Genomic DNA, 24,790 nt, shown 5'->3' with positions numbered 1-24,790 from the left:
ATATCAGACTTGGTCGGAAAGTGCCAGAACCTGGCAGTGGCGTTTCGCCGGCAAGAAACAGGCGGCCCGTCGGGCCGCCTGCAAGCTTTCAGCCTGATGGCCGGGGCCTTACTGGCAGAGGTGCCGCCGTCCGTCTTCGCCCTTGAACCATGTGCCGGGTCTGCACACGATGCCGTTGCGGGCTGCGTAGGCGTCCCAGTTGCCGTACCAGGCGGGGCCGCCGCTGTCATAGCGCGCGTAGGAATTGCCCCAGCCCTGGAACGGTGCAGCCGCAATCGTTGCGGCGGTGCCGACTGCCGCACCAGCCACCGCGCCCGCGGTGTCGAGCGGCCAGAAGCCCGATTGTGTTCCATCATTCGGATTCACTTGGCCGCGGGCCATGTGCCGGCGGCGATAGGCGCGGTCGGCGGTCGCATTGCCGGGACCGAGATTCTGGCAATTAGGATCCTGGAAGAGCCCCGTGCAGCGGCCCGAATTGTCGACTGTCGCTTGCGCGAAGGCCGGTGTTGCCAGCGTGGACGCGACGATCGCGGCCAAGCCAAGAAGCTTCAGGCTCGTCATGGCATTTTCTCCATGTTGTTGAGACCTGTGCTAAGTGCGGCATCTGGTAGTCGTTCCGCGGATTCTCGCACGCGGGGTCACATCGACGTGAGCCCGCCCAGGATGTGCAGTTTGTGCCACGCAACCTTGCGCGCTCCGGCACGTGCGGCGAGCTTGCGCCGCGTTAACGCTTCGCTAGCGCAGCTTGCGGCATTTGAGCGGCCCGCGCCCCTTGCGCGTTAGGCTTACCGGCATTTGGTGAGCCGGCCTTAACCCTCTCTGTGCCGCGATCGGTTAGGTTGTGTTCCAGACAACCGGGATCCCACCATGCGCGCTCTGGCGCTCGCAGCCTTTCTGATCGGACTGCCCGCGACGGCGTTTGCCGGCGGCGGCTTCGATATCGTCGTGCCCGGCCGCCCCGGCGTGCCGATCATCATCAATGGCATCGACGCGTCCTATAGCGTCGTCGAAGGTGTCTGGGGCCTCGGCAAGAACGTCCAGGTGCAGCCGACGATCTATGGCGGACGCTATATCGCCGAGCGGCAGCCCGACGACGTCGGCCATTATTATCCGACACTGGGCCTGCGGCCCGGCTACGGCCGGCTCGAGGTCGAGCCGCCCGCGAACCGCAGATTGCCGAAGCCGGCCGAGAGCTACCACCAGAGCTGGGGCGCGCAATCGGCGCCGCTGCCGCCGCAGATGGACGTGCCCGCCGATCCGCCGCCGGTGATCCTGGCGCCGGAGATCAATGTGAATCCGCAGCATCGTCGGCCCCGGCCGCGTGCCGAGGTGCCCGGCAAGCCGCCGGGTTAAGAAACGTCAAAAATCCGAGATACGGAAATCAACAGGAGAGAGTAATGCGTCAGATGATTTCGGGACTGGTCGCGGCGGCTGCCGTGATGTTCGTCGGGGCCGCGCCGGCCGCGGCTTGCGGCTTCAATCCGTGCCAGCCGGTTACGCCGGTCTATTCCGGCTGCAACACCGGTTGCGGCGGTTACGGCTATGGCTATGGCGCCTATGAGCGTCTCGCCGAGCCGACCACGCAGTATTACTACGTCAACCAGGGCCCGACCTACACCGGCCCGGGCGCCTTCGCGCCGTATCCGACCTATCGTGAGGACGCGGTCGTCGCCCCCGCCAACTATGGTTATGGCTATCGCGCCGCCGCCTATCCCTATCACCGCCCGTACTACCGTCCGTATCGCTACGGCTATGGCCCGCGCTACGGCTATCTGCCGCGCGTGCATTACGGCTACGGCCCGCGCTATGGTTACGCCCATCGCCACGCGCCCGCGCCGTACTATGGCGGCCACCGCGTGCTGCGCCGCTACTACTGATCACTTGATCGGTTGAGTTTTTCGAAGCGCCCGTCCGCGTCATGCGGACGGGCGTTTCTTGTTTGTGTCTCTTCGCTTGCGGGGCGAGGGAGCGTAGTTGCGTCCGCGGCCGCAGCTACCGCTTCATCAGCCCGAGCCGGCTCGCGCCGACATAGAGCGAGAGCGCGGCTGCGTTGGAGACGTTGAGGCTCTTGATCTCGCCGGGCATGTCGAGCCGCGCCACGACGCTGCAGGTCTCGCGCGTCAATTGCCGCAGGCCTTTTCCTTCCGCGCCGAGCACGAGCGCCAGCGGTTCGCGCAGTGCGACGTTTGAGAGGTCCTCGCTGCCTTCGCTGTCGAGCCCGACGGTCTGGAAGCCGCGCTCGTTCAGCGCGGTCAGCGCGCGGGCGAGGTTTTGCACCGTCACGACGGGCACCAGCTCGAGCGCGCCGGAGGCGGCTTTCGCGAGCACGCCGGTCGCTTCCGGGCTGTGGCGCGCGGTGGTGACGATCGCCTTCACCGCGAAGGCCGCGGCGGAGCGCAGGATGGCGCCGACATTGTGCGGATCGGTGATCTGGTCGAGCACCAGCACCATGCCCTCCGGCGTCAAGGTCTCGATGTCGGGTGAGGGCAGGGGATCGGCCTCGGCGAGCAGGCCCTGATGCACGGCGTCGGGCGACAGCAGGCGGTCGATCTCCTGGGGCCGGACGATCTCGGGCGTGACGCGGGTCTCGATATTCTCTTCGGCGAGGCGCCTTGCGGCGTTCTCGGTCAGCGTCAGCTTGCGGATCCGCCGCGCCGGGTTTTGCAGCGCCATGGTGACGCTGTGCCAGCCATAGAGGATGACCGGCCCGTCGGATGCCGAATCACGGTCGCGCCAGGCCGGCCGGCCGGCCGATTTCCCGGGCCTGTTGAAGGGCTTAGCCCCGCCGCGGGGGCCCTTGGAGGTGAATTTTCGATCCTTCATGGGCTCGCTTGTGTCACGGGTTCCGGAATATGGCAATTTGGCTGCGAATGAGGCCCATTTTAGCTGCTTGCCTCGGTTGACTTTGCCCCACCGCATCGCCCATAAACGCGCCCGGCCGCCACCCCTATATCCGGGCTGTCGCGGTTTTCACGTCTCATGGCCGTTCTCGGTCGCCGGCAAGGTCCGGCCCGATTGTGCTGCCGTCGAGCGGGGGAGTGTCCCGAGTGGCAAAGGGAGCTGACTGTAAATCAGCCGCCTCATGGCTTCGCAGGTTCGAGTCCTGCCTCCCCCACCAGCTTTCGCTCGCTTCGCGAGCTACGGCTGGGCAAGCCAGCCCAAATCATCGTCACGCGAAGCTAGCGAAGGCTGTCACGCCGTAGCCCGGAGGGCGTAGGCGGACTGCCTCGGAGCGTAAGTCACCCCATCATCTCTCGCACCATCGGCACCACCTTGCGCCCATAAAGCTCGATACTCTTCATCAGCTTCTCGTGCGGCAGGGGGCCGGCCGAATATTTCAACTGAAACCGTGAAATCCCGAGCGCCTTCGCGGTCGCCGCGATCTTGCGCGCCACGGTTTCCGGCGAGCCGACATAGAGCGAGCCGTGCTCGGCTTCGTTCACGAACTCGTCGCGGCCCATCGGCGGCCAGCCGCGTTCCTTGCCGATGCGATCGCGCATGGCCTTGTAGTCGGGCCAGAGCTCCTCGCGCGCCTCTCCATCCGTTTCCGCGACATAGCCGGGCGAGTGCACGCCGATCGGCTGGGCCGGGCGGCCGAATTCCTTGAAGGCGCGGTGATAGAGATCGACGTAAGGCGCAAAGCGCGCGGGATCGCCGCCGATGATCGCGAGCATCAAAGGCAGGTCGTAATGCGCCGCGCGCACCACCGATTGCGGGCTGCCGCCGACACCGATCCAGGTTTTGAGCTGGCCGTTCTCGACGGGGGGATAGACCAGCTGATCCTTCAGTGGCGGGCGCAGCTTGCCTTGCCATGTCACCGGCTTCTGCGACAGCAGCGCCGCGAACAGATCGAGCTTCTCCTCGAACAGCGCTTCGTAAGAACGCAGGTCGAAGCCGAACAGCGGAAAGGATTCCGTGAACGAGCCGCGGCCGAGGATCACCTCGGCGCGCCCGTTGGAGAGCGCATCGAGCGTGGCAAAGCGCTGGAAGACGCGGATCGGATCGTCCGAGCTCAGCACCGTCACGGCAGAGCCGAGATGGATGCGCCTGGTGCGCGATGCGATCGCGGCGAGCACGGTCTCGGGCGAGGAGATCGCAAAATCAGAACGGTGATGTTCGCCGAGCCCGATGAAGTCGAGGCCGAGCTCGTCGGCCAGCACCGCCTCATCGACGACGTTGCGGATCACCCGCGCATGGGAAAGCGTGGCGCCGTCGGCGTCCCTGGTGACGTCGCCAAAGGTATCCAGTCCGAATTGAAGCGATGCGGTCATCGATCGGGTCTCTGCAGGACGCGGACAGCGCCCATCATGTGGGAGGGAATGGCTCGCCGTGCAGCTAGGGCGCGGAGGCCGCTTCGGCAATGCCGCTCCGGGAAAGGCACGGTTTCCGGTTTTGCATCACGCCGGCGGGTTCAATCGGATCTGGCGAACATCTCGACCAGGGTCTCGCGCAGCCAGCGCTGCGCCGGCACGGTGTCGTTGCGCTGGTGCCAGAACAGGCTGACGATGCGCGGCGGCGCCTGAAGCGGAAGCGGCATGGCGTGCAGCAACGGCGCATGCCTTGATTGCGAACGCAGGTCGCTCGGCAGCACGGCGATCAGGTCGGACTGGCGCACGACCTCGTAGGCGGCGCTGTAGTGATTGACGGTCGCGACCAGGTTGCGTGACAGCCCGCGCGAGGCGAGAAAGAGGTCGTAGGACGGCATGGTCTTGCCAGCGAGGCTCACATCGACGTGGCCCGCGTTGAGGAAAGTGCGCGTGCTGAGCCGCTTCATGCCCGCGAGCGGATGGCCGCGCCGCATGAAGCAGGCATAGTCGACGGTCCACAGCGAGCGCGAGCGAATGGCGGCCGGTTGTTGCGCCTCGTTGACATACACGCTCATGACGCAGTCGACCCTGTTGTCCTCGAGCTGGTCGGCGATCTCCAGGATGGTGTTGGGGACGGTATGGACCCGCGCCTTGGGCGCGACCTTGCCGAGATGGCCGAGGAGGTCCGGCATCACGAGCGAGGAGACGTAGTCCGACATCGACAGGCTGAACTCGGTCTGCGCGCGGGCGGGATCGAACACCTGCTCGTCGAGCGCGCCACGCACGCTCTCCAGCGCCTCGCCGATCGGCTCCCACAGCACCACGGCGCGCTGGGTGGGACGGATGCCGGTGCCGGATCTCACGAACAGGGGATCGCCGAGCGCGTCGCGCAGCCGCGCCAGCGCGTTGCTGACCGCGGGTTGGGTCATCGTCAGCGCGCTCGCCGCGCGCGTGACGCTGCCCTCGGTCATCAGCGCCTCGAAGACTTTCAGGAGGTTGAGGTCGAGCGCACGGAACGACACGAACATTCACCATGGTGATATATTAGATCATGATTATAAATTATGACGATAATATCTCCTTGTCTATGGTTCCCTGAGGGACACGCGGTGCGCCGAGCCGCCAGACTGAGGGGACTTTCATGTCGATGATATCGGCGCGCATCGAGCGCCTTCCGTTCGCACGCTTCCACAAGCATCTGCTGCTGATGGGCGGGCTCGGCTACATGTTCGACGCGATGGATGCGGCGGTGCTGGCCTTCATCCTGCCGGTGCTGCGTACCGCGTGGAATCTGTCGAGCGTGCAGATCGGCGTGCTCGGCAGCAGCACCTATATCGGCTTCCTGTTCGGCGCGTTGCTGGCGGGCACGCTGGGTGACCTGATCGGCCGCCGCGCCGTGATGATGTCGGCGCTTGCGCTGTATTGCGCGGCGTCCATCGTGAGCGCGATGGTCGATACATGGCCGTCCTTCTTCGCCGCCCGCGTCGTCGCCGGAATGGGCACCGGCGCGGAGAGCGCGATCGTCGCGCCCTATCTCGCGGAGTTCGTCGCGCGGCGCTACCGCGGCAGCTTCACCGGCGCACTGGCCGGCTTCTTCTCCTTCGGCTTCGTTGCGGCGGCGCTGCTCGGCTACTTCATCGTGCCCGCCTATGAGAACGGCTGGCGCATCGTGCTGGTCATCACCGCGGTGCCGGTGGTCATGCTGTTGTGGTGGCGCAGGGCCTTGCCCGAATCGCCGCGCTGGCTCGAAAGCCGCGGCAGGGAGAAGGAAGCCGAAGCCTTGCTGGACACGATCGAGGCGGGCTTTGCGCGCCAGGGCCATGTCCTGCCGCATCCGGTCGTCGAAGCCGTCGCGCCGCAGGGCGCGACCGGAACGCTGCTCGCCAATTTCGCCGCGCTCCTCGCAGGCCGGCAGGCGCGCATCACCATCATGACCTGGATCATGTGGCTGGCGATCACCTTCAGCTATTATTCCTTCTTCGTCTGGATCCCCGGCCTGCTGGTTCAGAACGGCATGAGCATCACCAAGAGCTTCGCCTATTCGATCGCGATCTATTGCGCGCAGATCCCCGGTTATTTCAGCGCCGCGTATTTCAACGAGCGTATCGGCCGGCAGGCGACGATCGCGACCTACATGGTGCTCGGCGGCGCCAGCGCGCTCGGGCTCGCCTTCGCGCAGAGCGACCAGCAGATCATGGCGGCGGGAATCTTCCTGTCCCTGTTCATGAACGGCACCTATGCGGGCGTCTATGCCTATACCGCCGAGGTGTTCCCGACGCCGGTCAGGACCACCGGTGCCGGCCTTGCCTCCGCGATCGGCCGCATCGGCGCGATCGTCTCGCCGATCCTGGTCGGCTATCTCTATCCCAATTTCGGCTTCGCCGGCGTGTTCGGCGTCACCACCACCGTGCTGCTGCTCGGGGCGGTGACCGTCGTGCTGATGGGCGTGCCGACCCGCGGCCGTTCGCTGGAAGAGATCGCGGCGGGTGAAGTTGCATGACGCGGACCAAACGCCAGGCCGATCCGCTGCTCTGTGCCGTCGCGGCGGCGCAGGGCAGGGTCGATCAGCCGGATGCGCTGTTCGCGGCGCTGGACGAAGCCGTGAAGTCGGCGATCGGGCACAAGCTGTTCACGATCCTGACCTATGACGGCGACAGCGGTGAAGCGGCGCGGATCTATTCCAATCTCCCCGGCCCATATCCGACCGGAGGACGCAAGCGCCTCGCGCCGGGCCCCTGGACCGAGGCCGTTCTCGATCGCGGCGAGGCCTATATCGGCCGGACCCAGGCCGATCTGCGCATGGTGTTCTCCGACCACGAGTTGATCGCCTCGCTCGGCTGCGAGAGCGTGCTCAACATGCCTGTGCGCTGGCGCGGGCGTACGCTCGGCTCGCTCAATCTGCTTCACGAGGCGGACTGGTACGGCGAGGACGACGTCGCCGCGTGCCTTCCCTTTGCCCAGCTCACATTGCCAGCGTTGCTTGCGCCGGCCCACTTCTGACAGGACGCCGCGATGCCCAGCATCCTCTTCAAGAACGCCGCTCTGCTCGATCCGCTCCAGGCGGACCTGATGGACGCACATCACGTGCTGGTCGAAGACAATTTGATCAAGGAGGTCTCGGACCGGCCGCTCCAGGTCACCGCCGACCGAACCATCGATCTGAGGGGCAAGACGCTGATGCCCGGTCTGATCGACCTGCATGTGCATGCGGTGGCGGTCGAGCTCAATCTGGCGCAGCAGGTGCACATGCCCAACGTGCTGGTGACGCTGCGCTCGACCCTGCTGCTGCGCGGCATGCTGCGGCGTGGCTTCACCACCGTCCGCGATGCCGGCGGCGCCGGCCATGCGCTGAAGCAGGCGATCGAGACCGGCCTCACTGACGGCCCGCGGCTGTTCGTCTCCGGCCGCGCGCTCAGCCAGACCGGCGGCCACGGCGACATGCGGGCGCGCTCGGATTATCTGGCGAGTGACGCACCATGTCCGTGCTGCGTGCGGGTCGGCGCACTGGCACGCGTCGCCGACGGCGTCGACGGCGTGCGCAGGGCCGCGCGCGAGGAGCTCCAGATGGGCGCCGACCAGATTAAGATCATGGCCTCCGGCGGCGTGGCCTCGCCGACCGATCCGGTCGGCGCCTTCGGCTACTCCGAGGACGAGATCCGCGCCATCGTCGAGGAAGCGCGCGGGCGCCAGACTTATGTGCTCGCCCATGCCTACACCGCCGCCGCCATCGCGCGCGCGGTTCGCTGCGGCGTGCGCACCATCGAGCACGGCAATCTCGTGGATGAGCCGACCGCGCGCCTGATGGCCGAGAAGGGGGCCTATGTGGTTCCGACGCTCGTCACCTATGAGGCGCTGGCCAACGAGGGCGCGCAGTATGGCCTGCCGCCGGAGAGCGTCGCCAAGATCGCCGATGTCCGCGACGCCGGCCTGCGTTCGCTCGCGATCTATCGCGATGCCGGCGTGAAGATGGGGTTCGGCAGCGATTTGCTCGGGCCGTCCCAGCGCCTCCAGAGCGATGAATTCCGCATCCGCGCCGAGATTCTCGGCCCGCGCGCCGTCATCGCCAGCGCCACGGTGATTGGTGCCGAGGTGCTCGGCATGGAGGGCAAGCTCGGCCGGATCGCACCCGAGGCTCTCGCAGACCTGCTGGTGGTCGACGGCAATCCGCTGCGCGATGTCGCCTGCCTGCTCGGCCAGGGTGAGCACATTCCGCTGGTGCTGAAGGCCGGCAAGGTCCAGTTCGACAGGCTGAACGCGTAGTCGGCCTTACCGCCACATCCCGCGCATGCGCGCGCCGATGTCGATCTTCGGCCCTTGCGCCGCGTTACGGGCTCCGCCGGCGGCGGCTTTGGGCCAGGCGGTGCGCTCGAACAGATAGACCAGCTGCTCCGGGATGAAGCGGGTGCGCGAGGCGTAGACGTGGCGGTCGCCCTTGGCGGCCTGGCCGTGGGTGAAGAAGCGCTGCGGCACGATGAGATGGAGATCGTCTTTGGCGCGCGTCATCGCGACATAGAGCAGGCGGCGTTCCTCCTCGAGCTCGGCGCTGGTGCCGGCACCGAGATCGGAGGGCATGCAGCCGTCGACGACGTTGAGCACGAATACCGACTTCCATTCCTGGCCCTTGGCGGAATGGATGGTGGAGAGGATCAGATAGTCCTCGTCGCGGAGCGGTGGCCCGGATTTGTCGCTGGTCGCGTCCGGCGGATCGAGCGTGAGCTCGGTCAAAAACTTCTCGCGCGAGGCGTAGCCGCTCGCGATCTGCTCGAGCTGCATCAGATCGGCGCGACGCGTCTCGGACTCCTCGTGGATGCGGTCGAGATGCGGCTCGTACCAGAGCCGCACGCGCTCGAGATCCGCCGGCCATTCCGAATAGCGCAGATTCTGGGTCGTGCGGACGAAGTCGGTCCAGTCCGCGCCGGTGCGCGGCGGCACCGGGAGCTGGCCGAGTGCAGCAAGCGGATCGGCGCTCTCCGCCATCTGGTCGAGCACGCGCTGCGCGGTCGCGGGGCCGATGCCGGGCAACAGATGCAGGATGCGGAAGCCCGCAACGCGGTCGCGCGGGTTTTCGGCGAAGCGCAGCATCGCCAGCACATCCTTGACGTGCGCGGCGTCGAGAAACTTCAGCCCGCCGAACTTTACGAACGGGATGTTGCGGCGGGTCAGCTCGATTTCCAGTGGTCCCGAATGCGAGGACGTCCGGAACAGCACCGCCTGGTGCTTCAAGAGCGCGCCTTGCTCGCGGTTGGCCAGCACCTCTTCGACGATGTAGCGCGCCTGGTCAGCCTCGTCGTGCACGGTGACGAGTTGCGGCTTTTGCGCGGAGGTGCGGTCGGTCCAGAGGTTCTTGGTAAATCGCTCGCGCGCGAGCCCAATGACACCGTTGGCCGCCGCCAGTACGGCTTGCGTCGAGCGGTAGTTGCGGTCGAGCGTGATCATCTCGGCGCGGGGCGAAAAGCTCTGCGGAAACTCCAGGATGTTGCGCACGGTGGCGGCGCGGAACGAGTAGATCGACTGCGCGTCGTCGCCGACCACGGTGAGGCCGCGTCCGTCGGGCTTCAGCGCCAGCAGGATCGAGGATTGCAGGCGGTTGGTGTCCTGATATTCGTCGACCAGCACGTGATCGAAGCGGCCGCCGATCTCTTCGGCGATCAGCGCGTCGCTCATCATCTGCGACCAGTAGAGCAGGAGGTCGTCGTAATCGAGCACGTGCTGGGCCTGCTTGGCCTCGACGTAAGCCACGAACAGGCCCTTCAGCTCGGCGGCCCAGCCCACGCACCAGGGATAGTGCTGTCCCAGCACCTTCTCGATCTCCATCTCGGCGTTGACGCAGCGGGAGTAGATCGACAGGCACGTGCCCTTGGCTGGAAAGCGGCTCTCGGTCTTGGACAGGCCGCGCTCGTGCCGAACCAAATTCATCAGGTCGGCGGAATCCTCGCGGTCGTGGATAGTGAAGGCGGGATCGACGCCGATCCGCTCGGCATATTCGCGCAAGAGGCGCGCGCCGATGCCATGGAACGTGCCGGCCCAGGTCAGCGCATCGCGCATGATCGCGGCGTTGTTCTCCCCGAGCACCTTTCGGGCGATCCGCTCGACGCGGCCGGCCATCTCGGCCGCGGCGCGGCGCGAGAATGTCATCAACAGGATGCGGCGCGGATCGGCACCCGCAACGATCAGATGGGCGACGCGATGGGCCAGCGTGTTGGTCTTGCCGGAGCCGGCGCCGGCGATGACGAGCAGGGGCGCGCCCACGGTCGCGCCATCGGCCACTCCATGCTCGACGGCGCGGCGCTGCTCCGCATTGAGCGTGTCCAGATATGTTGCCACGAATCGCCCCGGTGAAACCGTGAGATTCGGCGATCTCCTCGCGAATCGCAATGCGGCTGGACGGAACCTTATTTAACACCTAGGGAAAAGACGGCCCAAGGTTCCAGCCCGAGAAGAGCGCGCCCGGCATGACCGAGCTCAAGCCCGACCAGTTCGAGATGCGGCGGCTGGAGTCGCTCAGCAACACCATCTTTGGTGTCGCCATGACGCTCCTGGCCTACGATCTGCCCAAGGCCGCCGTCTTCACCGGCGCACCCGGCTGGAGCGATCTCGCCCATGTCTATTCCGGCAAGCTTGCCGGCTTTGCGCTCAGCTTCATCATCGCCGGGGTGTTCTGGATCAGCCATCACCGGCGGCTGGCGCGCCAGCCGGTGGGCAGCCGCGGCGCGGTGATCCTCAACCTGTTCTTCCTGCTCTCGATCGTGCTGCTGCCGGTGACCAACGGCCTCTATACCAACTACGCCATGAGCAGCGCGGTTGCCGTGCTCTACGGTTTGCACCTAACCGCGATCGCCGGCCTCAATGCCTGGCTGTGGTGGACGATCCTGGGCGGCTGGCGCCATGAGATCATGGCATCGCTGTTTCCGCTGCTCGTGTTCATCCCGGGCACGATCGTGGCGGCGTTTGCGCCGCACGTCGCACCCTTCGTGTGGTTCATCGCCTTCGGCGGCCTGCTGATCCAGCGCTTCTACAGTGCGCAAGCCGAACCGGATTCGTAAGGTGGTCGCTTCCCTTATGTCGCGCCGAACCCGTCGGCCGGCACATAAAGCTTGACCGGGCGGATTTCGTAGACCGCACTCGGATTGACCTGACGCAGCTTCCGTGCCGCCGCGATCGCCTCGTCATCCGTGTCGTATTCCACGAGGTGGAAGCCCAGAAGCTGCTCCTTGGTCTCGGCAAACGGGCCGTCCATCACCACGCCCGCGCCGGGGCCGCGCAAGGTGCGGGCCTTTCGGGTCTCGTCCAGACGGGCGGCCGGCCCAAGGTGTCCGCTTGCCCTGAGGGGCGCCTGAACCTCGATGACCTTGGCCACGACCGCGGCGTCCTCCTCCGGAGTCCAGGACAAGATCTCGTCTTCCACGTGATAGGCCAGGATGGCGTAGAGCATCGTCACCTCGTTTTTTTTGCTGCGCGGGTCCAAAGGACGTATCACGACGGCCCGCGCCGACAATCCCCGAGCGCAAAATATTGCGTCGTGCAGGCCTCGACGAAACCGTCCTGAAACCCGATTACCGCCTTGCGGTGTGAACGCTGCCTAAAGCCGAGGCGACTGATGGCCACAAGAACACGGAAGGCCATCGGAGGCGGCAATGTCGGGTCACACCATCAAGATCATCTGCGACGCACGGCGGGCGGCACAATCGGAGCCCGCCGATTTGCACGACCAGAGCGGTCATCACCGCTATTACGGCAGCTCGGCCGAGAACGGCGGCGAACGCATCGTGGAGAGCCGCCGCGGCAAACGCCCGCGCGCGGTCAATGTCTGTGGCTTCTGAAGCCTTTTCTGAAGCTTTGGGCGAGACCGGTCTCCGCTGATGGGTGTCCTGCAAATATCGGTTGCCGCGCTGCCGTTCCTGGTCTCGCTGGCGAGCCGGAGCAGCAAGGCGATCGCGCCATGCCTGCTCGCGAGCATCTTCACAGTGCTGCTCGGCGAGGAGCCTCACCGGGCGGTCTTGGCCTGGTGTGTTGGCGTGCTGATCGCCGCTGTGGCGTTACGCGAACGGCTTCGCGCGACCTGAGCGGCGCTGTTACGGCGCGCTCAGGACCTGCTTGACGAGGGCCTCACGCAGCGCCGCCAGCTCACCGCTCGCCTCCATCTGCGCGATCACCTTGCCGACCTTCGGCACCAGATCGCGATGACGTTCGTGCAGGTAGTGGTAGATGTGGATGCGCTCGAGCGGCGGGGAGAGCGGGTAGATCCTGGCCTGGAGATTGAGCTTCCTCACCGCGACGAGTCCACTGAAGAGGTCGGTGACCATCACGTCGAAACGGTCGGCATCGAGCATCTGGATCATGTTCTCGAGGCTGGTGGTCGCCGTGACACGGGCCATGTCGCGGGTGCCGGCCTCCGACGAGCCGACGCCGCGGACGATGCCGATGTTGTAGTCCCTGATCGAATTCCAGCCGGCGACGTCGAAACGCAGTTTCGTCGTGAACACCGTGGGCTCGATGTAGTTGATCGCCGGCGTGACCTGGATCAGCGTCGGGTAGTCGCGCGAGAGCGTTCCGATCCGCTGGATTTCGCCGTCGACCTCGCCGGCGCTCGACAGCGCGAGTGCCCGCTTGCCGGGGACGTCCTCGAATTCGAGCCTGATGCTGAGCTTGGCGTAGACGGCCCGCAGCATCTCGCCGCCGACATATTGATCGGGGATGTCCGTGATGCGCGCCAGCCGGATCAGCTCCTGCGCCTGCGTTGGACCGGCTGCGAGCAACGACAGGCAGGCGATGGCCATCCGCCACATCACGCGTCTCCTTGGTCGTGCCTTGCTACCACTGGATTCGGAGGCCCGCGCGATCTACCGGGAGTGGCGCGCGCCTGCGCGCCAGCCGCAACGGCCATCACTCGCCGCCATGCAGGCGACTCCGGACTTTAACTGATGTTATTCTAGCACGCGAAGTGATAGTTTGCGCCGGAATCCTGCTGCTGGGCGCAAGATATGACCCCGCCGACCTCAAGCCGCCCATGGGCCGACAGGAATCGCCACGCGCATCGCGTGGAGGGGAAAGTCTCAACGATCGAATTGCTCGCGACCGCTGCCGGCCGGAGCAGGATGCCGCCATTCCGGGGACGTGGTGCATGGGCAACGCAGGCGACGAGGATTCCAAGCGCGGCCGCGCCGTTGCCCCGGCGGCCGCGAAGCAGGATTTGAGCGGGATCGGCGCCGCGTTTGCGCCGGCGATGATCGGAGCGTTGCTGTCGCGGATTTTCAACTGGTCGCGCAGCGGCGTCGGGCCGCGCCTCCTGGCCGCCGTGCTGCTGTTCTCCTCAATCGTCACGCTGATGCTGACCGCGCTTCAGCTCTATCTCGACTATGACCGCGAGGTCGGCGTCATCGAGACGCGGCTCGACGAGATCGGCCGCAGCACCACCGGCAGCCTCGGCGAAAGCCTGTGGAATCTCGACCAAAACCAGCTCAAGCTCCAGCTCGACGGCATCCTGCGGCTGCCCGACATCCGCGCCGCCGAGGTGCGCGAGATCGCTGATCGCCCCAATCCGGTCCGTGTCGCGGTCGGCGAGCCGAACACCCGTTCGATCGTCACGCGCGATTACCCGCTGAACTACTCCGTGCAGGGCGCCGCGCGCCCGATCGGCGTGCTCCATGTCGAGGCGACGCTGAGCGAGGTCTATCAGCAATTGCTGCACCGTGCCCTGATCATCCTGGCAAGCCAGGCGGCGAAGACGTTCCTCGTCTCGCTGTTCATCATCTACATGTTCCATCTCCTGGTGACGCGGCACCTTGTCGCCATCGCCGACTTCGTCAGCAAGTACAGCCTGGTGCGGCCGCCGCCGCCTTTGCACCTGGAGCGCCGGCCGCCCTACGATGCGGACGAACTGGACAAGGTGATCGACGCCTTCAACGCCATGTGCGCCAATCTCGAGCGGGCCTATGGCGAGCTGCGCGAGGCCAATACGAATCTCGAGGGCGACCTGAAAATCCGCCAGCGCGCCGAAGGCGACGCGCGCGCGAGCGAGCAGCGCTTCCGTGACTATGCCGAGACCGCGTCCGACTGGTTCTGGGAGACCGGGCCGGATCATCGGTTCACCTACATATCCGACCGCGCAGGGGCCTTCGGCATGGACCATAAGGCGCTGATCGGCAAGCGCCGCACCGATGCCGCCTTCGACCACGACGCCGAGCCGGAGAAATGGCGCGCGCACATGGCGGTGCTGGATCGCCACGAGCCGTTCCGGAAGTTCGAGTATCGCGGCCGCGATATGACCGGACGCGTGCGCCATTTCAGCGTCAACGGCCAGCCGGTATTCGCGGCCGACGGACGCTTCATGGGTTATCGCGGCTCCGCCACCGACCTCACTGAGCAGCACGAGACCGAGGAACGGCTTCGCCAATCCCAGAAGATGGACGCGATCGGCCAGCTCACCGGCGGCGTCGCGCACGACTTCAACAACGTGCTCACCGTCATCACCGGCACCATCGAGATCATCCAGGAAGGGCTTGCGGACAGGCCCCAGTTCGCCGCGATCGCGCAGCTCATCGACGATGCGGCCGCGCGTGGCGCCGAGATTACCTCGCAGCTGCTGACCTTCGCGCGCCGCCAGCCGCTGGAGCCGCGCGAGATCGACGTCAACGCTCTCGTGGTCGAGACGGCGAAGCTGCTGAAGCCGATCCTGGGCGAGCATATCGAGATCGTGACCCGGCTCGCGGACGACGCCTGGTCCGCGATGGCGGATCCGTCGCAGCTCTCGTCCGCGATCGTCAATCTCGCCGTCAACGCGCGTGACGCGATGCCGGACGGCGGCAGGCTCACGCTCGAGACCGCGAACCGGGAGCTTGACGGCGTGCGCAGCGACGGCGACATCATGCGCGGCGCCTTCGTGATGATTGCGGTGACCGATACCGGCCACGGCATCCCGGCCGACATCCGCGAGCGCGTGTTCGAGCCGTTCTTCACCACCAAGGGGGTCGGCCGCGGCACTGGGCTCGGGCTGAGCATGGTCTACGGCTTTGCCCGCCAGACCGGCGGCACCGTCGCGATCGAGAGCGAGGAGGGACAAGGCACGGTGATGCGGTTGTTCCTGCCACGATCGGAGGGCGAGGCGGCAACCAGGACGGGACCGGCTCAGGCGGCCGCCGCGGCGCGCGGGCACGAGACGATACTCGTGGTCGAGGACGATCCGCTGGTGCAGGGCTATGTCATCGCCCAGCTCGGGAGCCTCGGCTATCGCACGCTCGTGGCCGGCGACGGCGCAGCCGCCCTCGCGCTGGTCGACCAGGGCGCCAGTTTCGACCTGCTGTTCACGGACATCATCATGCCCGGCGGCATGAACGGGCGGGAACTGGCCGAAGCCGTCCGGCTCCGGCGGCCGGGGGCGAGGGTGCTCTACACCTCCGGCTATACCGACAACACCATCGTCCACGAAGGACATCTCGATCCCGGCGTGGCGCTGCTTCAGAAGCCATACCGGAAGTCGGAGCTGTCGCAGAAGATCCGCGAGGTGCTTGCGGGCGAGTCGGCCGCCTGAGCGGCGCCCGCCCACGAAAAAGGCGCGGCGGGGAGGCCCCGTCGCGCCCGATTTTGTGCTCGCTGGTCCAGGGCTGAGAGCGCCCCGATGCCAAGCCTTGTTCAAAGCTTAGCGGGCGATCCCAGCGAGGTGACAGCGCTTGAGATAAGACACTGGATCACCTCCTTTCGTTGGTTTCGGGAGACTCCAATATAGGGCGAAATACCCGCGTCGTTAAGAGGTGGGGCGGGCGGCCGGGAACAAGCCCTTCGCGAAGCGGGAAAGACCGATCCGGGGCAGTTGAGGCCGCCGCGCGGCCGTGTTAGGGGAACGCGAGATGCGGGTGTAGCTCAATGGTAGAGCAGCAGCCTTCCAAGCTGAATACGAGGGTTCGATTCCCTTCACCCGCTCCAATGTTTTCAATGGCTTAGCGCGTCAAGAGTTTTCCATTCTGACAAGTCGCGCATTCTCATTCTGACAGACGTTCGCTTTCCTATCGCTTGTCTTGCGCGGCGCTTGACGCGTTTCACTTGCGCGTCTTGCTTTGCTTCATCGTCGTCATGCACATCAGGCGCCATGGCCGCTGCGTGACGTGTGCATCGAGAGGTCAAGAAAGACCTATTGAACGCAAATGTCAGCAGTCCTTCCACGGCGCACCAGATGACTGGAGCGAGGAACAGCCGCCCCGGCGATGATCAAGAGATGATCAAGAGAAAGAGAGATGTGAGAGATCTCACACGGGAACTTCGAGTCTTGCACTAGTCAGAGCTTCGACTCTCTCAGAACCAACGGAGGTTCGCGTGAAGCTCCTGATGATCTCTGGCTTGGCCGTGTTCGCGGTTTTCGTGGCCGCGACGAATATGCTGCGATCGCATCCATTACCGGTAAGTCGCACATCGGTAGCAGGGATGCCGGTGCAAGAGATGCAAAGACAAGCGCAACAAGGCAAACTGCCGGTTGAAGATTTCGTAGATCGATCTCTTGTGTTTCCAAGGGGAACACAGGAGTAGACGCGTCTCAACCAATCGTGGCCGAGCTGGACGTCTTGGTCGGCTCGTATGTTCTCGAACGGCTATGCGCCAGCGGCTGGTCGGGTCGCGAGCGCAGCAATTGTCGCAGGCGCTGTCTCAAGGACCCATGAAAATCGGGTTGATCCCGATGGGATCGCCGAGCAGTCCCAGGGATTGAAGCTGCGCGCTGTGGATATCGATTTCAAGGACAGCCAAGAGCAGCGCTAACACGACGGCGATGTAGACGAGCAGTGCCGACGCATCCTGGCTGTCGGGATCGCGATTGCGCGGCGGCGACGCGCGAAAGTGCCACAACCGCGCGATGAGCTGCAGATAGGCTTTCGGGTGTACTTGCATGTCCGGCCTCGCTCTCTGAGGCGCCTTTCGCAAGACTGCGACCACGTCGATCGCCAATCAAGGCGCCGCTTGTCGCACCTGGAACCGAATATGAGCTACCCCCGTTGAGCTGGATCAAATGGGTGCGCTTTTGCCCAGAGGCCAGGCCAGTCGGCCACGGACACGCCACGGAAGATCTCCACAGAACGATCGCCGGCAAGAAGCGCGGGACGTCACGGGACGGCATTTGGCCATGGTGCAAAGGCCGGGCAAAATGGCACGGTGGGTGCTTTGCTGTGAGTGTCTCCGACGGCCAATGGATTTGACCTTGCGTCTCGCCACCGCCCTTCTGACGGCATCGCTGCTTCTTCCACTGCGGCCCGCGCAGGCGCAATTGGCGGGGCACGGCGGGCCTGTTCGCGCAATCGCCGTTTCGAGCGATGGCAAGACGGTTTTGTCGGGGAGCTTCGACACGGCAGCGATCCGATGGTCCCTGGCAACCGAGTCGGCCGAGCAGGTCCTTCGCTTCCATTCGGGTGCGGTGAACGCGGCTGCCTTCCTCGGAGACGGACGAATGGCAACGGCTGGTGCGGACGGCCAGATTGCCATCTGGACGGCGGGCGGGCTGCAGCCAGACCAGGTTCTCGAAGGTCATACGGGACCCATTGTCGGACTCGTCGTCTCGCCCGATACATCGAAGCTCGCGTCGGCCTCGTGGGACCACACCGTGCGGATTTCATCCCTGTCCGATGGTGGGACGCGCGTGCTGCAAGGTCACTCGCAAAGCGTGAACGGTGTGGCCTTTGCCCCCGATGGAAAATCGCTGGTGAGCGTTGGCTACGATCTGACGGTGCGGATCTGGCCCTTGGCAGGCGGCAGCCCCGAGATCGTTGTGATGCCGGCGCCGCTGAATGCCGTCGCCATCTCGCCTGATGGCGAAATCGTCACCGGCGCGGCAGACGGGAAGCTGCGCATGATGACCGCCGATGGCAAGGAGAACGGCGAGGTCATGGCTGGCGCCAGGCCGATCGTGGCCCTGGCGATCTCGCAAGACGGGGCTTTGATCGCCACGGGGGCAATTGACGGCACCGTTGCGATCGTCGATCGCAAGGCGCGCAGCGTGATGCGCACGCTCGCCGGGCTCGGCGCGCCGGTCTGGTCGGTCGCGTTCCTGCCTGATGGCGCGACGCTCCTGACGGGCGGTGCTGACGGCAAGATCAGGCGCTGGAACGCACTGACCGGCGCGGCGATCGGGTCGAACGTGCTGGGCACGCCGGCGGATCCGCTCGCTGCCTATGTCGGCGATCACGGCGCCGAAATGTTCAGGGCCTGCGTTGCCTGCCATACATTGTCGGAGAATGAGGTACAGCGTGCCGGGCCGACGCTTGCGGGGCTCTTCGGCCGGAAGATTGCCTCGCTGCCGGGCTATCGGTTCACCGACGCGCTCAAGGCGATGGATATCGTCTGGACGCCGGAGACCGTGTCAAAACTGTTCGAGATCGGGCCGAACGCCTACACGCCCGGCACCAAGATGCCGGAGCAGCGGATCGGCTCGGCCGAGGATCGCCGCGCGCTCACGGACTTTCTGGCGCGTGCGACGTCGAAGTAGCCCGCAGCAACGCCTTGCGCGTCTTCAAGCGAAGGCGGCAAGGTCCTGATGTCAACGCCCTAATAGCCCGGCCATCGCTCCACGGGAATATTCGTCAGATCCGGGTTCTCCTCGAGCATGCGAGCCACGTTGACGCTGGGACGTTCCTTGAGCGCCGTCACGACACACTGATTGACGTATGTCCGGCGTGACAGCCACTTGATCTTCTTGCCCTTTGCCTCGGCCTTGCAGGCGACGATCGCCTGCTTGAGCGCGACCTTTTCCGCCTTGGCGAGGGCGGCGGCCTCGACGGCTGTGCCAGCGAGCACCGTGATGACGAGGCATGTCCAAAAAACCATCATGAAACGAGGCATACGGCTAGTCCTTGTTCTCGCGTTGACGCAGATAGTCGTCCGTCGTCCGCGGTGGCGCGCGTTCCGGAACGTCCTGGATCGGATCGAACTGCTGTTCGCTCATGACAATGACGCGGCAATCGGCGCACATCCGCAAGGCCTCGGTCCGGCGGTCCCCGGTGGGATACATCCAATGGTGCCCCTCGAGCTTCGTCGCGATCCGATCGATCGTGCTCTTCACGCCGAAGGGTGTGCCGCAGCGGACACACAGCGCCGGTTCTTCTTCCTTGATCACTTGCGCCTGCGCACGCCTTGCCCGGAAGTCGATCTGCGGGGTGAGCGTGATGACCTTCTCAGGACAGGTGCTCTGGCACAGACCGCACTGCACGCAGGCGTCCTCCACGAATTTGAGGACGGGACGCTCGGGATCGGCGCGAAGCGCGCCGGTCGGGCAGGCCGAAACACAGGACAAGCATAGCGTGCAACCGCCGGTGTCAACGGTGATCGCACCGATCGGTGCGCCCTCGGGCAAGGCGATCACGTCGACCGGCCTGGGCGCGAGGCGATGCAATTCACTCAGGCCAAAGCGAAGCAGATCGCCGCGCTTGCCGACCGTCCGGAAAGTCGCAGGATTTTCGAGGCCGGCGAGGGGACCAATCCCCGTCAGATGATCAGCCAGCGTGTCGGGATCGTCGGTTTCGATCGTGGCCACGCGTCGGCCCTCAAATCCGAGCCCGGCGAGAATGGTCTCGGCCATGACGATCGTCTGCAGCAATCCGGTCACGCCGTGTCGCGGCTTGGCGCGCAGGAGAAACCGCACGGCCGCCGCGCCATACGCGAATGCGCCGATAACGGCCTCTAGGCCGACCTGCGTCAACTCGTTGACGGCGAGGGGCAGCACGTTGGCTGGCAATCCGTCGCCATGACGGGCGAGCGCATCGATCAGCGGCGTGCCGTGCGCGCCGTCATGCAGCAGCAGCACCGGATGCGTGCCGCCGGCTTCGCGATAGGCGAGCAACATGGCGCGAAGCATCTGCAACTGGGTGTCGGCCGGCGGCAGCGCGTAGGATGCAGCGCCCGTGGGGCAGGCGGCCGCGCATTGCCCACAACCTGCGCAGACGTCTGCGTTGACAGCGACATGGTCGCCGTCCGGCGTAATCGCGCCGGTCGGGCATAAGTCAAGGCAGCGATGGCATCCGGTCAGCTTCGAGCGCGAATGCGCGCAGAGGCTGGGCGTGAAGTCGACATATCTCGGCTTGTCGAAATTTCCGACGAGATCGCGAGCGGCAAGCACCGCGCGCAGCACCGCCGCCGGATCTCTCGGATCGGCGCGGAGATAGCCGTCCCGCAGGTCGTGCGCCGGAAACAGCGGTGGCTCGCCGGAGAGGTCGAGCACCAGATCGCAGCGCGAGGTCGCCCCGTTGCGCGGGGCCTCGAACACGAAGCGGTCGCGCGAAGAGGGGCGCGGTTGCGCGTAGTCGTCGATCGTGAGCTCGAATGCGCCAAAATGTCCCCGCGCATTGCGGATCTTGCCTTTGACGATCGGAAACACTGCCGCGGCAGGCGGCGTAACGTCTGCCGGCTGCATGAGCATGACCGTGACGTCGAGATGGTCTGCGAGCAGCCGCCCGGCTTCGATCGCGGCTTCGTCGCGGCCATTGATCAGGATGATGCCGTCACTCGACAATGTGACCAGCGGAAAGTCCGGTGCGGGAATTGCGGCTGCCGCAAGCAGCGCCGCCATCTTCGCGCCCGCGTTCGCACCGTCGCGCGACCAGCCCGCCGTCTCGCGGATGTTGACGAAGGTGATCCCGCCAGGGCGTTCGCCGATCTCATGGGTGAATTGCGCAGCCTGCTGCGTGCAGGCGACCGTCAGCGGGCCATCGGCCTTTGCCGCGTTGCGGAAATGATCGAGCTCCGCGCCGCAGAGATGGCGAAAGCTTCTGATCTCGCAGTTGGGGCATCCTCGCCGGATCGCAGCCGTGTCGAGGCGCATCGTGTCTTCACACGAGCAGATCAGGACGGTCTTCGCTGGCTGCTCCAGGTGAATCCCTCCGTCAGTGCGGCGCCGACTTCCGGACTCGCGCCGTTCCTGCTCCTCGTATAGATTTTCACTATTGGGAAGAAAAGGAAAGTGGAGGACGGCCTTGCGGTCGACCCCGATCAACTACGTTTCCCTGGTAGAACCGATCCAGCTGCCGCCGCCCTTCACGCTCGTCCGGCTGCGGGAGAGCGGAGACGCCTTTGCCCACGCTTGCGGCATTGCACCCAAGTGCGGCGCCGGCACGCTGGTGTGCGTCGGGCGGTTCGATCTCGCCGAATTCGCCGTGGTGCTCGAGCCAGGCGAACTCTTGAGCACCGCGCGGCGCGCCTTCTACGCCGGCATGGTCGCGCTCACCGACGCTCTTCGCGCCTATGCGCCGCCCAACAAGACGGTTGCGATCAGCTGGCCCGGCTCAGTCGAGATCGACGGCGGGCTGGTCGGCGGGGGGCGGATGGGGTGGCCATCGTCCGCGCGCGAGAACGAGCCGCCCGCCTGGCTGGTGTTTGGCGCCATGATCCGGACGGTCGCAATGGCCGATCAGGGGCCCGGCGTTCATCCGCTCGCGTCCGCGCTGGATGAGGAGGGGTTCGGCGAAGCGGGCGCCGTGCAGGTGACCGAGAGTTTTGCCCGGCACCTGATGCGAGCGATCGATCGTTGGCAGGTCGATGGCTTTGACAGCGTCGCACGCGATTATCTCAGCCGGGTTCCCCGTGAGCGGCGAACCGTCCTCAGCATCGACGAGAGCGGCGATCTCCTCACGCGCCAGGTCGGTACCGGCAAGGTTGAGCGGAGCGAGCTTGTCAAGGCGCTCGCCAAGCCATCCTGGCTCGATCCGAAGCTCGGAGGGCCAAGGACGTGACAAGTGCCGTGAAACTGCTGCGCGCCATCGCGCTCGATCCCTCCGACACCTTCGTGTTCGACGCGGCGGCAGAGCCCGGCGAATGGGCCGTCTCCGGCGCGTTCCGCTTCTGCGACCAGGATCCGGCGACGTTGAGCGGCAAGGCGCGCGCGGCGTTCCGCAGCGGCTTCCTCGGGGTGCAATCCTGGGGCTGGTCGACGCTGGTGCAGATCGTGCCGGCAACGGAGAGCGATTGCCGGGCGGTGATCGAGCTCCTCGCCGGACAACTCATCGATCGTTTCGGCGCGCCGGATCCGGCAACCGCGCGGACGGCCGCCGAAGAGGAGGTCGCCTTCGTGCGGTCGCTCTGCACGCATCCGATCAGTTCGCTCATTGCCGTCCACCGCTCGGTGAGCGACGGCGAAGTCCGCGAGTCGTTCCGCAGGCTGCAGCTGCGGCAAGGGCAGGGGCACGGCAAGGCGTTCTCGTTCATGGAAGCCGAGGATGATGTCGAACCCGACAGCAATGTCAGGCTTGCCGATATGAGCCAGGAGGAGCCGCAGCATCGATGAATGATTTCTGGATCGCATGCGGCCACCATCTGCTCGATCGCGAGGCGGGCGGCGGGCTTTGCGTCACCGACGAGTTCCTGAAGGTCTATTTCGTCCGGCCCGAGCTGATTCCACCGGACGAAGCATGCCCGGTCGAGCGGCGGCTGCACCGCGAGCTGCTGGCCGCTCCCCGCCGGGCGGTCAGTGCGGACGAGATCGCAGCGATTGTCGATGCGGATGCCCGGGAGAACTGGCAGTTCGTGCTTGCCGTTCGCGATCTCCTGGTGCGGCATCCGACCCTGGAGGCCGCCTATCTTGCGACCGTCCGGTCGGGGGGAAACGGATTGCCGCCGCTGTTCGTCAATCAACTCGTGCATGTCATCCTGCGCAATGCGCTGGATGGCTGCGATGACCCGTTCGTGCTGCGCGCCGCCGAGCTGTTCTTCCGCCCCCAGCGCATCCTGCCGCATGAACGGGCCTTGCTGCTCGGCGATGAGGAGGTCGTCGGTGGGCAGAGCCCGACCCCGGTGCTCTCGCTGATGTCGATGCTCGGGGCCGTGACCGATGCCGAGCTGGACGTCTTGAACGAGGATAACGCCGACGACTATTGGCACCGAAGCGACCATTTCGACATGGTTTTCGATCTCACCGCGGGCGGGCGCGGGCCGAGGGCGCTGGCGCAGGCGATGGCGCGCTGGATCTCCCATCTGCTCGGGATCGACGTCGGCATTGAGCCGCTGCGCGAACTGCGTGATGCGCGGCTCACCTGGTATGTCGGGCTCGACGCCGATGCGACCAGGCTCGGCGACCGTCTCTGGCATGGCGAGCAACTCGACGACCGCAGCGCCGGCCGCGTGCTTTCATTGTTCCGCCTGACGTTTGCAGATGCGAGTGCGGTCGCAGACGAGATGCAGGGCGAGCCGGTCTATCTCATCCTGTCGATGAACTCCGATCAGAAGCTCCGGATGAAGCCGCAGAATTTGCTGACGGGGCTGCCGATCAAGCACCTGGAGAGGGTGACATGAGCCCGGCTGCGCTGCCACTTGTGCGCATCCCCGTCGGTATCGTGGTCGGACGGTACAAGGCGGACTCGCCGTGGACCGACTTTGTCTGGCGCGCCGTCGCCGTGCTGCCGGACGAGCCGGACACAAAGTCCTGGACGGTGCTCCGTGACGAGGGCGGTGGGACGACGCTGTTCTATGCCGGCAGCACTATGGTCGATCTCTACATTTCCGAGACGGCGCGCTATCGCGACAATCTTGCTTCGGGTCGTCCGAGCATCTGGACAGTGTTGTCGCCTGCGGAAGGCACCTGGCCCTATTCGGTGGCTGCCGCCACCGCCGATCCTGCGGAAGGCGAGGCGTTCACCGGGGCCGCTGCGAATCTGGTCGAGGCCGTTCCCATGCCGGACGTGCTGCGTGAGCAGATTGAAAGCTTCGTTGCCGAGCACCACGTCGAACGGGAGTTCTTCAAACGGAAGCGGCGGCAGGCCGATCCGGAGGCGCTGGCGCGCCGGCAGCATGAAGGCGGACACGAATGAGTGAGGATAGGTTCCTGACGCGCTGGTCCCGTCGCAAGCAGCACGCAAAGGCGAACCCGACGCAATCGGATCCGGCAAAGCGCGACGACATGCAGTCGGCACTGCCGCCCGCCGCGAAGGATGACGAAGCGGAGTTCGACCCCTCGAGCCTGCCTTCGATCGACTTGATTACGTCGGCGACCGACATCAAGGCGTTCTTGCGCAAAGGGATTCCGCAGGAGCTGACGCGTGCGGCGCTTCGTCGCGCCTGGAGCGCTGATCCCGCCATTCGCGACTTCGTGGGGCTTGCCGAAAGCGCGTGGGACTTCAACGATCCGACCGCGATGCCGGGCTTTGGTCCGCTGGATTGTTCGGAAGCAGAACTCGCCGCGTTCGTGGACAGAATCGTCGGCGGCCTCAGCAAGTCAGCCGAGACGCTGTCCGAGACTCCGGTTGAAGTCACGGATTCTTCGCGGGAATTGCGCCAGGCCGAGAGATCGAATGTCGAGGTCGTCGCCGAAGAAGCTGCGCCCACCAAGCCCGCACCTGTTCCTGCTGCAGCGCAACTAACGGTCCCTGAAAGCACTGCAAGCGAACACCTGTCGCTTCCCCGTCGCCCGCATGGCGGCGCGCTGCCCCGCTAGGGCTCCCCGACGAAAGGCCATAGCCTCAGACTATGTGATGCGATTGACCCTCCGCTGGGCCGGGATTACGCTTCGTCTAGCGCTTTGTAGCAAA

25 protein-coding genes and 2 tRNA genes are annotated in these 24,790 nt (G+C 65.6%); 17 read left to right on the top strand and 10 right to left on the bottom strand.

Translation table 11 applies throughout. The annotated features are described in order from the left end of the window. Positions 1-108: 108 nt before the first annotated feature. Positions 109-561 (bottom strand): hypothetical protein, encoded by a 453-nt coding sequence (locus BJA_RS27810; RefSeq protein ID WP_011088250.1) that lies wholly within the window; start codon positions 559-561, stop codon positions 109-111. Between the two features lie 306 nt (positions 562-867). Here BJA_RS27810 and BJA_RS27805 point away from each other — a divergent pair, with 306 nt between their 5' ends. Continuing rightward, a complete protein-coding gene (locus BJA_RS27805) occupies positions 868-1,353 on the top strand; it encodes a hypothetical protein (protein ID WP_011088249.1) in 486 nt (161 codons plus the stop codon). A 44-nt stretch (positions 1,354-1,397) separates the two neighbouring features. Next, the gene (locus BJA_RS27800) at positions 1,398-1,877 is read left to right on the top strand and encodes a hypothetical protein (RefSeq protein WP_011088248.1); all 480 of its coding nucleotides are present in this window, start codon (positions 1,398-1,400) and stop codon (positions 1,875-1,877) included. A gap of 115 nt (positions 1,878-1,992) precedes the next feature. Here the strand turns inward: BJA_RS27800 and rlmB are convergent, their stop codons facing one another. Continuing rightward, positions 1,993-2,823, bottom strand: coding sequence for a 23S rRNA (guanosine(2251)-2'-O)-methyltransferase RlmB (gene rlmB / locus BJA_RS27795; RefSeq protein WP_063921492.1), 831 nt, complete (start codon positions 2,821-2,823; stop codon positions 1,993-1,995). A gap of 209 nt (positions 2,824-3,032) precedes the next feature. On the opposite strand from rlmB, the gene BJA_RS27790 reads away from it, so the two are divergent. Then, positions 3,033-3,118 (top strand) — tRNA-Tyr (locus BJA_RS27790). Positions 3,119-3,239: 121 nt separating this feature from the next. Here the strand turns inward: BJA_RS27790 and BJA_RS27785 are convergent. Beyond that, on the bottom strand, positions 3,240-4,271 hold the full coding sequence (locus BJA_RS27785) for an LLM class flavin-dependent oxidoreductase (RefSeq protein WP_011088246.1): 1,032 nt from the start codon (positions 4,269-4,271) through the stop codon (positions 3,240-3,242). A 140-nt stretch (positions 4,272-4,411) separates the two neighbouring features. After that, a complete protein-coding gene (locus tag BJA_RS27780) occupies positions 4,412-5,335 on the bottom strand; it encodes a LysR family transcriptional regulator (RefSeq protein ID WP_011088245.1) in 924 nt (307 codons plus the stop codon). A gap of 113 nt (positions 5,336-5,448) precedes the next feature. Between BJA_RS27780 and BJA_RS27775 the strand changes: the two genes are divergently transcribed. From BJA_RS27775 to BJA_RS27765, 3 genes are read left to right on the top strand one after another with little or no spacing between them, the layout of a single operon-like run. Further along, on the top strand, positions 5,449-6,807 hold the full coding sequence (locus tag BJA_RS27775; RefSeq protein WP_011088244.1) for an MFS transporter: 1,359 nt from the start codon (positions 5,449-5,451) through the stop codon (positions 6,805-6,807). Then, the gene (locus BJA_RS27770) at positions 6,804-7,307 is read left to right on the top strand and encodes a GAF domain-containing protein (protein WP_011088243.1); all 504 of its coding nucleotides are present in this window, start codon (positions 6,804-6,806) and stop codon (positions 7,305-7,307) included. The genes BJA_RS27775 and BJA_RS27770 overlap by 4 nt, the downstream gene beginning before the upstream one ends. A 12-nt stretch (positions 7,308-7,319) precedes the next feature. Continuing rightward, positions 7,320-8,567: a metal-dependent hydrolase family protein gene (locus tag BJA_RS27765; RefSeq protein WP_011088242.1), complete on the top strand. Its 1,248-nt coding sequence runs from the start codon at positions 7,320-7,322 to the stop codon at positions 8,565-8,567. A gap of 6 nt (positions 8,568-8,573) precedes the next feature. Here BJA_RS27765 and BJA_RS27760 read toward each other — a convergent pair whose 3' ends face one another. Continuing rightward, complete coding sequence (locus BJA_RS27760) at positions 8,574-10,631, bottom strand: ATP-dependent helicase (protein WP_011088241.1); 2,058 nt, start codon at positions 10,629-10,631, stop codon at positions 8,574-8,576. A 128-nt stretch (positions 10,632-10,759) separates the two neighbouring features. On the opposite strand from BJA_RS27760, the gene BJA_RS27755 reads away from it, so the two are divergent. Then, positions 10,760-11,350 carry a TMEM175 family protein gene (locus tag BJA_RS27755; protein ID WP_011088240.1) on the top strand — a complete coding sequence of 197 codons (591 nt, stop codon included), beginning with the start codon at positions 10,760-10,762 and terminating at the stop codon, positions 11,348-11,350. 14 nt (positions 11,351-11,364) lie between these two features. Here BJA_RS27755 and BJA_RS27750 read toward each other — a convergent pair whose 3' ends face one another. After that, positions 11,365-11,739, bottom strand: coding sequence for a YciI family protein (locus BJA_RS27750; protein WP_028176003.1), 375 nt, complete (start codon positions 11,737-11,739; stop codon positions 11,365-11,367). A gap of 202 nt (positions 11,740-11,941) precedes the next feature. Here BJA_RS27750 and BJA_RS27745 point away from each other — a divergent pair, with 202 nt between their 5' ends. Further along, the gene (locus tag BJA_RS27745; RefSeq protein ID WP_027549099.1) at positions 11,942-12,127 is read left to right on the top strand and encodes a hypothetical protein; all 186 of its coding nucleotides are present in this window, start codon (positions 11,942-11,944) and stop codon (positions 12,125-12,127) included. Positions 12,128-12,166: 39 nt separating this feature from the next. Continuing rightward, the gene (locus tag BJA_RS27740) at positions 12,167-12,370 is read left to right on the top strand and encodes a hypothetical protein (protein ID WP_011088238.1); all 204 of its coding nucleotides are present in this window, start codon (positions 12,167-12,169) and stop codon (positions 12,368-12,370) included. 9 nt (positions 12,371-12,379) lie between these two features. Here the strand turns inward: BJA_RS27740 and BJA_RS27735 are convergent, their stop codons facing one another. Beyond that, complete coding sequence (locus tag BJA_RS27735; protein ID WP_038967508.1) at positions 12,380-13,093, bottom strand: substrate-binding periplasmic protein; 714 nt, start codon at positions 13,091-13,093, stop codon at positions 12,380-12,382. 335 nt (positions 13,094-13,428) lie between these two features. Between BJA_RS27735 and BJA_RS27730 the strand changes: the two genes are divergently transcribed. Together BJA_RS27730 and BJA_RS27725 are read left to right on the top strand one after the other, a co-directional pair. Further along, complete coding sequence (locus BJA_RS27730; protein ID WP_038967507.1) at positions 13,429-15,834, top strand: ATP-binding protein; 2,406 nt, start codon at positions 13,429-13,431, stop codon at positions 15,832-15,834. A gap of 318 nt (positions 15,835-16,152) precedes the next feature. Continuing rightward, positions 16,153-16,226, top strand: a tRNA-Gly gene (locus BJA_RS27725). Positions 16,227-16,940: 714 nt separating this feature from the next. On the opposite strand, the gene BJA_RS27720 is transcribed toward BJA_RS27725, so the two are convergent. Next, entirely contained in the window at positions 16,941-17,180 is a 240-nt protein-coding gene (locus BJA_RS27720) for a hypothetical protein (protein WP_038967506.1), read from the bottom strand. A 295-nt stretch (positions 17,181-17,475) separates the two neighbouring features. On the opposite strand from BJA_RS27720, the gene BJA_RS27715 reads away from it, so the two are divergent. After that, positions 17,476-18,768, top strand: a complete 1,293-nt coding sequence (locus BJA_RS27715; protein WP_038967505.1) for a c-type cytochrome — start codon at positions 17,476-17,478, stop codon at positions 18,766-18,768. Positions 18,769-18,827: 59 nt separating this feature from the next. Here the strand turns inward: BJA_RS27715 and BJA_RS27710 are convergent, their stop codons facing one another. Further along, positions 18,828-19,109, bottom strand: coding sequence for a hypothetical protein (locus tag BJA_RS27710; RefSeq protein ID WP_236842085.1), 282 nt, complete (start codon positions 19,107-19,109; stop codon positions 18,828-18,830). 16 nt (positions 19,110-19,125) lie between these two features. Then, on the bottom strand, positions 19,126-21,096 hold the full coding sequence (locus BJA_RS27705) for a 4Fe-4S binding protein (protein WP_011088232.1): 1,971 nt from the start codon (positions 21,094-21,096) through the stop codon (positions 19,126-19,128). A gap of 151 nt (positions 21,097-21,247) precedes the next feature. Here BJA_RS27705 and BJA_RS27700 point away from each other — a divergent pair, with 151 nt between their 5' ends. Genes BJA_RS27700 through BJA_RS27680 form a run of 5 tightly spaced genes read left to right on the top strand, consistent with a single transcriptional unit; the run spans position 21,248 to position 24,696 of the window. Continuing rightward, on the top strand, positions 21,248-22,003 hold the full coding sequence (locus tag BJA_RS27700) for a biotin/lipoate--protein ligase family protein (RefSeq protein ID WP_236842084.1): 756 nt from the start codon (positions 21,248-21,250) through the stop codon (positions 22,001-22,003). A gap of 8 nt (positions 22,004-22,011) precedes the next feature. Further along, positions 22,012-22,554 carry a DUF6505 family protein gene (locus tag BJA_RS27695; RefSeq protein ID WP_038967511.1) on the top strand — a complete coding sequence of 181 codons (543 nt, stop codon included), beginning with the start codon at positions 22,012-22,014 and terminating at the stop codon, positions 22,552-22,554. Next, entirely contained in the window at positions 22,551-23,558 is a 1,008-nt protein-coding gene (locus tag BJA_RS27690; RefSeq protein ID WP_011088230.1) for a DUF6352 family protein, read from the top strand. The genes BJA_RS27695 and BJA_RS27690 overlap by 4 nt, the downstream gene beginning before the upstream one ends. Beyond that, on the top strand, positions 23,555-24,073 hold the full coding sequence (locus BJA_RS27685) for a DUF3305 domain-containing protein (protein WP_038967503.1): 519 nt from the start codon (positions 23,555-23,557) through the stop codon (positions 24,071-24,073). Before BJA_RS27690 ends, BJA_RS27685 begins: the two co-directional genes overlap by 4 nt. Then, positions 24,070-24,696 carry a DUF3306 domain-containing protein gene (locus tag BJA_RS27680; RefSeq protein ID WP_011088229.1) on the top strand — a complete coding sequence of 209 codons (627 nt, stop codon included), beginning with the start codon at positions 24,070-24,072 and terminating at the stop codon, positions 24,694-24,696. The genes BJA_RS27685 and BJA_RS27680 overlap by 4 nt, the downstream gene beginning before the upstream one ends. Positions 24,697-24,790: the final 94 nt, after the last annotated feature.

The organism is Bradyrhizobium diazoefficiens USDA 110 (genome assembly GCF_000011365.1).
Lineage (GTDB): Bacteria > Pseudomonadota > Alphaproteobacteria > Rhizobiales > Xanthobacteraceae > Bradyrhizobium > Bradyrhizobium diazoefficiens.
The sequence above is the reverse complement of the archived record's forward strand: the minus strand, read 5'-3'. Positions and strand labels throughout refer to the sequence as shown.